General features: G+C 60.4%; 12 protein-coding genes. 6 read left to right on the forward strand and 6 right to left on the reverse strand.

Annotated features, from left to right (window positions below):
* Positions 1 to 383 precede the first annotated feature (383 nt).
* The 5 genes from ACXJKO_RS25335 to ACXJKO_RS25355 all read right to left on the reverse strand — a co-directional run bounded on the left by ACXJKO_RS25335 (position 384) and on the right by ACXJKO_RS25355 (position 5,976).
* On the reverse strand, positions 384 to 1,583 hold the full coding sequence (locus ACXJKO_RS25335; protein ID WP_457093835.1) for a polysaccharide lyase family 7 protein: 1,200 nt from the start codon (positions 1,581 to 1,583) through the stop codon (positions 384 to 386).
* Positions 1,584 to 1,904: 321 nt separating this feature from the next.
* Complete coding sequence (locus tag ACXJKO_RS25340; protein WP_457093836.1) at positions 1,905 to 2,714, reverse strand: hypothetical protein; 810 nt, start codon at positions 2,712 to 2,714, stop codon at positions 1,905 to 1,907.
* A 272-nt stretch (positions 2,715 to 2,986) separates the two neighbouring features.
* On the reverse strand, positions 2,987 to 4,495 hold the full coding sequence (locus ACXJKO_RS25345) for a tripartite tricarboxylate transporter permease (RefSeq protein WP_457093837.1): 1,509 nt from the start codon (positions 4,493 to 4,495) through the stop codon (positions 2,987 to 2,989).
* Positions 4,496 to 4,507: 12 nt separating this feature from the next.
* Complete coding sequence (locus ACXJKO_RS25350; RefSeq protein ID WP_457093838.1) at positions 4,508 to 5,020, reverse strand: tripartite tricarboxylate transporter TctB family protein; 513 nt, start codon at positions 5,018 to 5,020, stop codon at positions 4,508 to 4,510.
* Complete coding sequence (locus ACXJKO_RS25355) at positions 5,017 to 5,976, reverse strand: tripartite tricarboxylate transporter substrate binding protein (protein ID WP_457093839.1); 960 nt, start codon at positions 5,974 to 5,976, stop codon at positions 5,017 to 5,019. The genes ACXJKO_RS25350 and ACXJKO_RS25355 overlap by 4 nt, the downstream gene beginning before the upstream one ends.
* Positions 5,977 to 6,388: 412 nt before the next feature.
* On the opposite strand from ACXJKO_RS25355, the gene ACXJKO_RS25360 reads away from it, so the two are divergent.
* The 3 genes from ACXJKO_RS25360 to ACXJKO_RS25370 all read left to right on the forward strand — a co-directional run bounded on the left by ACXJKO_RS25360 (position 6,389) and on the right by ACXJKO_RS25370 (position 9,012).
* A complete protein-coding gene (locus tag ACXJKO_RS25360; RefSeq protein ID WP_457093840.1) occupies positions 6,389 to 7,225 on the forward strand; it encodes an aldo/keto reductase in 837 nt (278 codons plus the stop codon).
* 195 nt (positions 7,226 to 7,420) lie between these two features.
* Positions 7,421 to 8,407 carry a dihydroxyacetone kinase subunit DhaK gene (locus tag ACXJKO_RS25365; protein WP_457093841.1) on the forward strand — a complete coding sequence of 329 codons (987 nt, stop codon included), beginning with the start codon at positions 7,421 to 7,423 and terminating at the stop codon, positions 8,405 to 8,407.
* Positions 8,407 to 9,012, forward strand: a complete 606-nt coding sequence (locus ACXJKO_RS25370; RefSeq protein WP_457093842.1) for a DAK2 domain-containing protein — start codon at positions 8,407 to 8,409, stop codon at positions 9,010 to 9,012. Before ACXJKO_RS25365 ends, ACXJKO_RS25370 begins: the two co-directional genes overlap by 1 nt.
* 120 nt (positions 9,013 to 9,132) lie before the next feature.
* On the opposite strand, the gene ACXJKO_RS25375 is transcribed toward ACXJKO_RS25370, so the two are convergent.
* Positions 9,133 to 10,032, reverse strand: coding sequence for an IclR family transcriptional regulator (locus ACXJKO_RS25375; RefSeq protein WP_457093843.1), 900 nt, complete (start codon positions 10,030 to 10,032; stop codon positions 9,133 to 9,135).
* A 494-nt stretch (positions 10,033 to 10,526) separates the two neighbouring features.
* Between ACXJKO_RS25375 and ACXJKO_RS25380 the strand changes: the two genes are divergently transcribed.
* The 3 genes from ACXJKO_RS25380 to ACXJKO_RS25390 form a co-directional block, all read left to right on the forward strand.
* Positions 10,527 to 10,772 (forward strand): hypothetical protein, encoded by a 246-nt coding sequence (locus tag ACXJKO_RS25380; RefSeq protein ID WP_457093844.1) that lies wholly within the window; start codon positions 10,527 to 10,529, stop codon positions 10,770 to 10,772.
* 86 nt (positions 10,773 to 10,858) lie between these two features.
* On the forward strand, positions 10,859 to 11,764 hold the full coding sequence (locus tag ACXJKO_RS25385) for a dihydrodipicolinate synthase family protein (RefSeq protein WP_457093845.1): 906 nt from the start codon (positions 10,859 to 10,861) through the stop codon (positions 11,762 to 11,764).
* 201 nt (positions 11,765 to 11,965) lie between these two features.
* Positions 11,966 to 12,280 (forward strand): aldehyde dehydrogenase family protein (locus tag ACXJKO_RS25390; protein ID WP_457093846.1); only part of this gene is annotated, 315 nt, incomplete at its 3' end.

Here is a 12,280-nt window from a genome sequence, read left to right on the forward strand (position 1 = left end):
CCCGTACGCTGTGCATTGTTTTGGGCAATGCTGGTCATGAAAAGGTACTCCTGAAAATTGGCTGGCCAGAGCTTGCGGCCGATGGACAGAATCGGTAGACATGATAGTGTCGGTCCGGTCATCTAACCTTGCAAAATCAAATACTTAGGATGATGAGTGGTCAGTCCGTCCCTGGGCACCATTTTCCTTCCTAAAAAATTTAAGACTATTGGTTGCGGCCAAGATTGTGCGTGCCAGCGGGTTTCGCGCTCTGGTCCAAGACGGGAATTCAGCACCAATCTTGATACGGCTGTTGATATCGGGCTGGCCTGAACAGCAGCGCGAGCTATGAAATGCTCCGCAGAAGGGATCCCTTGAGGTGCGTGCCTATGCCTGCGCGTCCTTCAATAAACGGTGAAATCATACCTGGAGAGGTTAGCCTTATTCTCGATCAGGGCAATCTGGATTGCCGTTCGCGTGCCTGTGCCATCAGAGTCGTAGAGGAGCACGCCTGTGGCATTGTCGTAGATGATGTAGTCGTTGCTATCGAGCGCCTTCGTTCCAGGACGGAACCAGCTTGAACTCAACGAGCCCGTGCTTGCGAGCTTGGTGAAAATCGCGTTTTCCAGGCGGATCGTATCGTCATTGATGTTGAAGTCGACGATGACATCCTTGTTGGTCGTGCCTGGGTTCGTATCGAAATAGAAATTGTCTCTCCCAGTGCCGCCGATCAGAACGTCGCTGCCGCCCTTGCCATAGAGCCTGTCGTCCCCACCCCTCCCATCAATCAGGTCATTTTCTGCCGAGCCCAAAAGAGTATTGCTGCTGCTCGTGCCAGTGAATGTGCGGGTGGTCATCGGCTGATCGCTTGGCGGGGTGCCATCATGGTTGAACGTCAGATTGTAAAATGAGGTCTGCCCCCAGCCGGTCCCCTGCGTCTCGTTCACGCCGAGATATGTCCCGGCTTTGAAGTAGAAGACATCGCTATCCCAGACGTCGTTGATGCGTGTCAGCGAGGTATATGTCTGTCCATCGGCCTCGACACGAACGAGCAGATCATCKCCCTTGGCATGAATGGTGTAGGAAAAGCTTTCGTTGATCGAGACGTTCGGCTGCTCACCATTGGCATTGGTCAAATAGAACGTCGTGGCCGTGTTGGTCGCGCCGGCCTGACCATTCACGAAGTAGATTTTATTATTCTCCCAGTAGAGGCGTACAAGTTCATTATCGAGGCCGTGGATCTGGCCGACAACGATGCGCCCGGCGACGCCGCTGAACTTGATAGGGGCCTGATCAATCTCGAGAGCCGCGGCCATGAAGCCGCCCTGTTGCAGATTCCAGGCGGCTCGCACGGTGCCATTCATCTCCAGCAATTCCGAGCGGGCATAATTGGAGCCGCTGGTTGTTGCTCCCTCGACCGGTGCGGCGAAGACCATGGCTCCATCCGGACCCGTGTAGAAGTAGGTCGGGTGCTCGTAGCCGATGAGATTCTTCACCTCCGTCGCTGTGCCGCTATAGCCACCGTTTGAATCAATCGGCAGCCCGATCTTCCATTTCGTCAGGTCGAAATTACCGCTTGGTGGGAGATCGGGATTGAGCGTCATGGTTGCTGCCTGAATGTTGCAAAGCACTGTTGCCCTGAGGGCAGGCTCAGATCAGTTCTCTGCCGTGAAGGACAGTGATCGATGCATTGAATGGATATTCTGCCAATCTCCGTATGAAAATGACTAAAAAGAGCTATATCTTTGAAAATAATCTTAGGTTTGCTTTCGTGTGCGTCCAATTTTGACGACAACGCAAGCTGTCTTAGATAATAAAAAGACAGATATTCCTACAAAATGTCTTGGCTGATAGATTTATTCTAAGAATAACATCCGGTGCGGCTTCTTATGCCACCGCAATTGCCATTCGACCCGGGAGCTGAATCACTCTATGGCCTTGAGCACAGCCAGTGAATGGATCATCTGCGAGGTGGAATGGTCGGCCTGTGGCGCGTAGACCAACTCCCAGCCGAAGGAACACCCCAGAGATTCGGCTTGGTCTTGAGCGAGGGCAAAGGTTCGCTCGCCGCGATCCTTGCGCTGCTCGCCTTGGCGCTCGGCCTCCGTGGTCGTGGTCAATTCAGGGTCATCGGGGTCGTCATCTTCGGTGCCAAGATAGATCGTGACAGGAGCCGCTAAGTAGGCCTGCAGTTTCTCCTGCTCGGTGGCCCCGCTATAAACACCGCCCATGCCGTAGGGCGCCGCCTCGCCATCCGGGTAGCTGCCGAGCAACGGCAGCACATAGGTCGAGGCATTGGCGATGACGATACGTTCAGCCGCGATTTGCTCGAACGCTGCCACGCGCGACAGAAACTGCCCGCCCGCCGAGTGACCCCAGCACCAATATGGCAGTGCCGAGGCTGCCTCTTCCGTTCGCACCCAGTCGGCCAGGAGCGGGACGAAGCGCGTGGTCCATTGGTCGGCAGGCTTGAGGTTGCCGGAAGCATCCAGCACGCCGCCGAAATGGTAGTCGTGATTGGCAAACCGGTCTTTGTCGAACAGCGGCGCGGCCACCACAAAACCCTCAAGGTCGGCTAGATCGATGGCATAGTCACGGTAATGCTCTGCCGTGCGTGAGGTGCCGTGATAGACCAACAGGATGCCATTGATCTTGCCGTCGGGCTTGTAGGTGTAGACGTCGAAGGTGACCCCATCGAGGGTTGCCTGCATCAAGCCGGAGCCATCCGGGATCATGATCGCGCCTCCACGTTGCGAGCCAGGATAATCTGACCAAGCTGTAGGATAGCGGCAGAATACGGGAATTCCGCAATGAGGCATGAGCCGGAGCGTTGTCGTACTCCGCAATAGTCGCAGCGGATGAGGTTCGACCTCATGGTTGCTTCCGTCTCGCCGGATCGAGATGCGACAAGGACGAGGTTTCCTGAATCGTCTTTGGAGCCTGTGTTGAACAAAAAAAGGCCGCGGCTGGACAAGAACCGCGGCCTTTGATGGGCGTGCCTTTCGGCTTATTCAGTCACAGGTATCTTGATGACTTCTCGGCCGCGCACCTTGCTGTAGATCCAGGTGAAAAGCGGGAAGCTCCAGAGGAGGATCACGACGGCGCCGATGCCTGCTGCGATGGGGCGTGAGAAGAAGCCCAGCAGGTCGCCTTGCGAGATGATCATCGAGGTCAGGAAGTTCTGCTCGAGCATGGGCCCCATCACCATGCCTAGGATGATCGGGGCGATGGGGAAGGCGGCCCGGTGCAGGACATAGGCCAGAAGGCCGAAGCCCGTCATGACGATGACGTCGAACATGGAATTGTTCGCGGCATAGGCGCCGACCAGGCAGAACACCATGATTGCGCCGTTGAGATAAGCCCTAGGCACGCTGAAGATGTAGTTCGCGGCACGCACGGCGAGATAGCCGAACGGAATCAGCAGCAAGTTGGCGATCAGGAAGATCAACATCACGGCATAGAAGTTTTCCGGGTTCTGCGTGAAGAGCTGCGGGCCCGGATTCAGCCCCTTCATGAACAGGATGCCGACCGCGATCGCCGTCACAGCGTCTCCGGGAATGCCGAACACCATGGCCGGAATCCAGGCTGACGAGAGAGCGGAATTGTTGGAAGCGCCAGCCTCCACCAAGCCTTCTTCATGGCCTTGACCGAACTTCTCCGGCGTCTTGGAAAAGCGCTTTGCCATGGCATAGGAGATCCAGGCGCCAAGATCGCCGCCTGCGCCGGGCAGGGCGCCGATCACTGTCCCGAGAGCGGAGCCCCGCCAGAGATTGACCTGGTACTTTTTCAGGGTGCCGTAGATGCCGTGATAGGGGTTCTTCACATGGGTCGCGGCGACGAGACTTTCCGTTCCCGGCTTGTAGCGCAGCAACTCGCCGAGCGCGAAAAGGCCGATCATGGCAGGCACGAAGGAGAGGCCGCCGCTCAGATCGAGATTGCCGAAGGTGAAGCGCGCCGTGCCGGTCAAAGGGTCGGAACCTACGGTCGCGATGGCGAGGCCGAGGAACAGTGAGAGAAAGCCCTTGATGGCACCGCTCGAACTGACGAGCGCTGCGCAGGACAGGCCGAGGACAGCGAGCCAGAAATACTCGAAGCTTGAGAAACGCAGGGCCACCTTCGCCAGGGCAGGCGCCGTGAAGGCCAGCACGATGAAGCCGAACAGACCGCCGATGCAGGAGGCGACGATGGAGATGCCGATCGCCTGGCTGCCCTTGCCCTTCTTGGTCATGGCGTAGGCTTCATCCGTATAGGCTGCGGATGAAGGCGTTCCGGGAATCTTGAGAAGCGCGCTGGGAATATCGCCGGCGGTGATGGCCATGGCGGTGCAGGCGATCACGGTCGCGATGGCCGGGATCGGCGACATGTAGAATGTGAAGGGCACCAGAAGGGCGACGGCCATGGTCGCGGTGAGGCCGGGAATGGCGCCCACGAAAAGACCGAAGATGCAGGAAACCGTAATGGCGAAGATGGACTCTGGCGTCACCACCATGCCCATCGCTTTGATGAGATGATCCATTGTGCCCGGTCCTTAAAACAAGCTGGCGAGGGGCAGCGGCACGCGCATGACGTGAGCGAATAGATAGTAGATCAGGAGCGTCAGCGTCACCGATGCGATGGCCGATCCCCACCAGGTGGCGCGTCCGGCCCACGTCACCGCAAAACCATAGAGGGACGATGTGATGATGAAGCCGAGATAGGGCATGAGCAGGATCACGAGCACGAGCCCGCCCAGCAGAACCGTTGCAAAGAGCGGCGATCCGTGGCTCTCGTCCTCGCCGCCGACCACGCGAGCGCCGAGGCGTGCATGGCGGATTCCAGAGGTGCTCAGCAAAGCGCCGAACAGGATCATGACAGCACCGCAGATCGTCGGCAGGAGGCCCGGCCCCACGGGCGTGCCGGGGATCATGATCTGAAAGTCTTTGGAGCTATAGATCAGCCCCAAACCGCCGATCACGAAGGCCAAGCCAAGCCCGACATCCACCATGGGCGGAGAGCCCACCTCCGGAGAGGTGGGCGTGTTGCTGTCCTGCGCGGAGGTCATTTCACGAGTCCCGCGGCCTTCAGGCCATCGCCGAACTGCTTGTCCTTGGCGGCGAGATAGGCTTCGAAATCTGCGCCGCCTTCGAAGGTCACACCGAACTGACGGTCGGTCATGAACTTCTTGTATTCCTCGCTGGCGACCACTTCCTTGAGCGCGCCGACGAGCTTCTTCGTCACGTCTTCAGGCAGACCTTTCGGTGCCGCCAGACCACGCCAGCCGCTGATCGAGAATTCGATGTCCGACGCCTCGGCAATGGTGGGCACATTCGGGAAGTTGGGATTGCGCTTGGTGTCGAGGGTGGCTAGCGCGCGGATCTCGCCGGCATCCATCAGCGCCTTCGCTTCCGACATCTGGACGATGGCAACCTTGAGGGCGCCCGAGGTCAGAAGCTGCAGGGCAGGGGCCGCGCCTTCGCTCGGCACCCAGAAGGCGCCCTTCTGGCCGGCGGCTGCTACCATCGCGGCATAGGAAAGGTGATTGACGCCACCCTGGTTCGCGCCGCCTGCGGGGATCGTTGCCGGGTTGGCGCGGATGGCATCCACCAGATCCTGAAGAGTCTTGTAAGGCGCGTCGGCCTTGACGAACACGGCGCCGTAATCGGCATTGTAGAGCCCGATCGGCGTGTAATCCTTGTACGAGATCGGCGCCTGGTTCAGCCAGTGGAACATGGAGAGTTCGGTGGTGATGTTGCCGAGCGTGTAGCCGTCGGGCTTGGCGCGGGCGATCTCAGTGTGACCGATGACCGAACCACCGCCTGTGCGGTTGATCACATTGATTGGCTGGCCGAGTTTTTCCTCGAGGAGGCGGGCCACAATGCGCGCCGTGCCGTCCGAACCGCCGCCTGCTCCCCACGGCACGATCAGCGTGATGGGACGCTCGGGATACTCGGCGAGCGCCGATCCGAACGAGAGTGCAAGCGCGAGGCCGGCGGCAAAAAGAGTCTTGGCGGTCTTCATTGATACTCCTCCCTGAGAGCGATGCGAGCGGCGCGATCATTGGGTCGCGCCTGTTGTCTTGGGCGTGTCAGCACGCATGCTGTCCGCATTCCGAATATCTATCCCGCTTTGCAGGACGGCTGTCAATCGCACCAGTGCCGCCGTTTATTCCGGCACTACATAGGTTACTATACGAAAGTCTCAGTTATCGCTGGATGAAAGGTGGGGGATGCATAGATCAGGCGGAATACACCCTCCGCTTATGCTTTGCCCCTGCTTGCAGTGCATGGCAGGGGGATGAGACGTGCGAGCGGCGCTTGCCACAGCCCGCGCGGCAACTAACTTTGAATGGGCTTTTGCCGGAAGGCCGGCTGCATGCGCCGAATGGATCGGCGTTGCGAAAAGCGAACTCGATCAGCAAGGATGACCAGACATGAAGGCCGCTCTCGTCGAAGCAAATGGCGCTCAAATTCCTGCGATAGGACTTGGAACATGGAAGCTGCGCGATGACGAGGGCGCCGAGGCGGTGCGCTGGGCCATCGAGAGCGGTTATCGCCACATCGATACGGCTGCGCGCTATGAGAACGAGGACGCGGTCGGCGCAGGGATTCGCGCTTCAGGCTTGCCCCGCGACGAATTGTTCGTCACCACGAAGGTCTGGCACAGCGAATTGAAGGCCGATGATTTTCGGCGCTCCGTCGAGGGCAGCCTCAAGCGGCTCGGCCTCTCGCATGTGGACCTTCTGCTCATTCACTGGCCCAATGCCGATATTCCTTTGAGCGAGACGCTCGGTGCTCTCAACGAGGCCAAGACGCAGGGGCTCGCGCGCCATATCGGCGTGTCCAATTTCTCGGCGCGGCTGGTGCGCGAAGCCGCGCGTCTGTCGCGCGAGCCGCTGGTGGTGAATCAGTGCGAATATCATCCCTATCTCGACCAGACGAAGGTACGTGAAGCCTGCCGCGAGAACGGCCTTGCCTTCACATCCTATTGCCCACTCGGAAAGGGCGACCTCGTGAATCATCCTGTGATCCAGGCCATTGCGGCCCAGCATGGAAAGACGGGAGGCCAGATCATCTTGCGCTGGCATGTGCAGCAGCCGGGGACTGTTGCAATTCCGAAATCGGGCAATCGCCAGCGCATCGCCGAGAACCTGGATGTGTTCGATTTCGCGCTCTCCGACGAGGAGATGCGCCGCATCTCGGGCCTTGCCCGTCCCGACGGCCGCATGGTCCGGCCGGGCTGGGACATGGATTTCGAAGACGCGGCGTAAGCGCCAGCCATCTGCCCTTTCCCATGAGGAAGGCAGGGTCTCAAGGCATCTTGAAAATATGCGTATTCCGAAATACGGTATTCACACCCGTATTTAGGGTTACATACATGAATGCCTCGGTCCGAGGGCGCTTGGCGCCCCGGGCCAGATGGCCAGATGTCAGGGCGGAAGGCGCGCAATCGCATGAAAAAGTTGATGAATCACGCGTCCACCTATGTGGACGAAATGCTCGATGGCCTCGTCATGGCCAATCCGTCCCTCGTCAGGGACGGCTCCGCCGGGCGGGTCATCCGCCGAGCCGAGCCGATGCGCAAGGGCAAGGTCGGCGTGGTCTCGGGCGGCGGCTCGGGCCATCTTCCGCTCTTCACCGGCTATGTGGGCCCCGGCCTTCTCGATACCTGCTCCATCGGCAATGTCTTCGAGGGTCCAAACGTCGATTCCTGCATGGACGCGATCCGTCTCGCCAATGGCGGCAATGGCGTGCTCTGCCTCTATGGCAATTACGGCGGCGACAAGATGAACTTCAACATGGCGGGCGAGTTCCTAGCCGATGAAGGCATCGAGACGACGACGGTGCTCGGGACCGACGACATCGCCAGCGGCGGGCCCGAGGAGCGCGACCGTCGTCGCGGCGTGGCCGGCATCATGTATGCCTACAAGGCCGCAGGCGAGAAGGCGGAGCGGGGCGCTTCCCTGCAGGATGTCACGGCTGTCGCTGCGAAGGCCGTCGCCCGCACCCGCACGGTCGGTGTCGCGCTCGCGTCCTGCCAGGTGCCGGGTGCTGCGCAGCCCACCTTCACCATCGCGGACGACGAGATGGAAATGGGCATGGGCATCCATGGCGAGCCGGGAATCTGGCGCGACAAGCTGAAGCCCGCCGACGCCATCGCGGACGAGATGATCGACCGGCTTCTGGCCGACAAACCCGACGATGCGGGCAGCCGCGTCTCGCTTCTGGTGAACAGCCTCGGCGCCACGCCGCTGGAGGAGCTGTTCATCCTCTACCGCCGCATCGCGCAGCGGCTGGAGCAGGAAAGGATCGAGATCGTGCAGCCGCTGGTCGGCCGCTACACCACCTCCATGGAAATGGCCGGTGCGTCCGTCAGCCTGTGCTTCACCGATTCCGAGCTTGAGGAACTTCTCGCGGCACCGGCCTCATGCCCCTTCTGGAGGGTCGGCTGATGGGTTTCAAGGTTCAGGAAATCGCAGCCGCCATTGCGAGCGTGAAAGCTCGCATGGCAACCCTCGAACAGGATCTGAACGCCGCCGATTCCCAGCTCGGCGACGGCGATACCGGCGGCATGCTGGCTCGCGTCGTCGACAGGCTGTCCGAGGAGAACCTGGGCGCGGTGGACGATGTGGGCGTGGCTTTCTCCACGCTCGCCCGCGCTGCGGCATCCTCCACCGGCTCGAGCCTAGGCACCTTGCTGGCAACGGCGCTGATGACCATGTCGCGCTCGACCAAGGGGCGGGCGGAAGTGCCGTGGTCGGAGCTCGGTGATCTGCTGGCAGCGGCGCGGGATGCCATGCTGGCGCGCGGTGGAGCGAAGCTCGGCGACAAGACGGTGATCGACGGTCTCGATGCGATTGCCAATGCCACGCGCGGCATTGATGACCGTGCAGGCATCGGTCAGGCGGCCAATGCGTCTGCAATCGAGGTGCTGGCCCGCTTCCGCGACGAGCCCTGCCGCATGGGCCGCGCGCGCATGTTCGGCGACAAGAGCCGTGGCATGGACGATCCCGGCATGCTCGCGCTGGTGCGCCTGACCGAAGCGGTTGCGGCCTGATTCAAAAACGAAGGGCGTCGGTATGGGCGCCCTTTTCATTCATAGCATTTTTCGGCGAAGTGGCTCCGGTTCGCCGTTCAAAAATGCGGCAAACCAAGGAGAGAGCCAGTGAAACTGGCTCTAATGATTGTAGCCCAGCCTCTGGGAAATCGAGTTGGCGTGGTGCATCACCACCTTCGCGAAGTCATCGACTTCTGAAATCGGCAACTGCCACGCGGGGCCGCTGATCGAAAGACCGGCAAACACCTGACCTGCCTGATTGCGGATCGGCGCGCCGATGCAGCGCAGGCCCGGCTGATGCTCGCCTTCGTCGATGGAGAAGCCGCGCTTGCGGATCTTCTTCAGCTCGGACTTGAGCGCATCGCCCTTGGTGATGGTTGTATCCGTAAAGCGCTGCAGGCCGCCCGCGATGAGGCGATCCACCACCTCGTCGGATTGATAGGCGAGAATGGCCTTGCCCACGCTGGTGCAATGGGCCGGAGCGTTCTCGATGAAAGTCATGCCGCCGGAGCTTTCCGAGGCCGAATCCGCGCGCTGGATCACCACCGCCCGCGAACCGTCGAAGACCGCGAGATGCACGGATTGCCCGCTGATGCGGCGCAGGGCATCCACCATGGGGCGCGCCTCGCGGTGCAGGTCCAGATTGGAAAGCGCGACGCTGCCGAGTTCGAACAGCTTCAGGCCGAGGCGATAACGGTCGCGCTCCTTGTCCTGATCGAGAAAGCCGACATCGCGCAAGGACGCCATCATGCGGTGCGCCGTCGAGCGGGGCAGGCCGGTGCGCTGACAGATCTCGGCCAGCGAGAGGTTGCGGTCGTTGACCGAAAAGCAATCGAGCACGCGCACGAGCTTAGACAGCGATTTCAGATTGTCGTCGGCGCTGCGCGAGCTTTTCGCTTCCTTGGCGGCTCCATCCGCGCGAGGTGTCCGGGGCTTGGCGGCTGTCGGAGCGCGTGCAGTTCCTGGCTCGACGACTGCACTGTCTGCCGCTGCCTTTCCTTTCGCTCGCGTTATGGCCATGAAGGCGTTCCCTTAAAGTGCCTGGTTCTACTTTGATTATCAGGGATACCAGACTACACGAAGGCAATCGCAGCAATCAATCCCACATCACGGGATTATAGCGACCGAAACCCGCCGGTCAATTCTTAGCTGCTGAAACCAAACAATAATTCCCTCCAGCCCTGCATCGCCCGCTCAAATGTCAGGAATCATGGCCTTGCAAGCCAAGGACAAGCCCTGCGCGCAACCGTCACATGAGGGCGGGGCAGGGGGCCAGCTTTACCGACCGATGTCGGTGAACCATGGAAAATGATCCGAGAGCAAGGCCCGTTTTTTATCGGAAGCAACGACTAAAGCTGCATGAGATCGGCGTGCTGACGACTTGACACGTAACGTCAGGTGAGCAATCTTGCGGGAAGATATCCCACAAAACGGGATAACAAGAACAATCAACAATCTCCGTGCTCCTCCCCGTGCCTTGTATCGGGGAACCGTGTTCGAGGTAGGAAATCGCCGTGGCCCGACTTGAGATTCACCAAATCCCTAAGAGCCTTGATGCCGTGCGTCTCATCGCTGGTGGCGAACTCGTCGTTCCTGTCGGCGCCTCTAGCACCATGATTCTCGACACGACAGTGGGCATTGTCTCCGCTGTTCCGCCGACAACCGATCTGGCGAAAAGCGGCGACTGCATCAGGCTTAATGCGGACAAGGCCGACATTCATCTGTTCCACCCTCAAACCGGCCAGTGTTTGGCGGCGTAACGGACAAACCCATCTTCGCCGCTGGACCGACCCATGGGGCGGCAAGGTCATCTTCACACAAGAACCCTAGAAAAGGTTGTGACATCATGGACGAGAAAAAAGCAGTAGAACTGAAGCAGCGGCTGCGCGGCATTCTTCCGCCCGTAACCATGCCCTTCGACGAAGCGGGCAATCTGGTTCCTTCCGCCATCAAGGCGCAGATCGACCTGATGGTCTCCAAGGGCGTCAATGGCGTAGTCGCCGGCGGCAGCACGGGTGAGGGCCAGACGCTCTCGACGGAAGAGTTCTACGACGCGATGGTTGCGACGCACGATGCGGTCGAAGGCCGTGTTCCGTTCGTAGCGGGCCTTATCGTCAACTCGACCCGCGAGGCGATCGACCGCACGAAGAAGCTGAAGAACCTCAAGGTCGAAGCCTTGCAGGTGACCCCGGTTCACTACCTCTTCAAGCCCGACGCGGAAGCCACCATCGAGCATTTCCGCGCCATCTATGAAGAGACCGGTATTCCGATCCTCATCTACAACGTCATTCCGTGGAACTATCTCTCCGTCGACCTGATGCTGCGCATCATGGACGAAGTGCCTGGCGTTGTCGGCATGAAGCAGAGCTCAGGCGACCTGAAGTCTCTCTCGGATCTCGTGCAGCGCGTTCGCCCGACCAGCATCGTGCTCAGCGGCATCGACGCCCTGCTGTATTCCGGCTTCTCGCTCGGCGCAGACGGTGCGATCTCGGCTCTCACTTCGGCCGTCCCCGGCGTGACGGCGCGTCTGTTCGACCTTGTCAACAAGGGCGAGCATCAGGAAGCGCTGAAGATCCACTGGCAGCTCAACACCCTGTGGAACTCCCTGCGTCACGACAACCTTCCGGCCTGCGTGAAGTACATCCAGCACCGCCAGGGCCTGCCGCTGTTCCACCCGCGCGCGCCGATGGAGCGCGTCACGGAGGCCCAGAAGGCCGGTATTGACAAGGCGCTCAAGGGCCTGATCGACTGATTACTAGAGTGAGGACACTCGGGCCTCTCCAGGGGAGCAAGATCCCAGCTGCTCTGGAGCAGGCTTCAAGACAGTCCATCGCGAGAGGCGGAGCGGTCATTTGACCGCTTCGTCTTTTATGGGCTTCTTCAACAAGAACTCGGATCTCTCGCGTCTCAGCGGCACAGAGGTTTCCCAAGTCAACGTAGTGGCAGGTGCAGGATGACGAAGAATTACATCGCGGGCGAGTGGGTTGTGGGCTCCGAGGCCGCGCCCAACATCAATCCCTCCAACACCCACGACATCCTCGGCGAGTTCGCCCGCGCCTCCGCGGCCGAGGCCGAGACCGCCATCGCCGCGGCGTACGACGCCTTCCCGGCCTGGTCGCGCTCCTCGATCCAGGCCCGCCACGACCTCCTCAAAGCGGTCGGCGACGAGATCCTCGCCCGCAAGGACGAGCTCGGCCGCCTGCTCTCGCGCGAGGAGGGCAAGACCCTGCCCGAGGGCATCGGCGAGGTCACCCGCGCCGCCCAGATC

It is taken from the genome of Microvirga sp. P5_D2 (assembly GCF_054049475.1).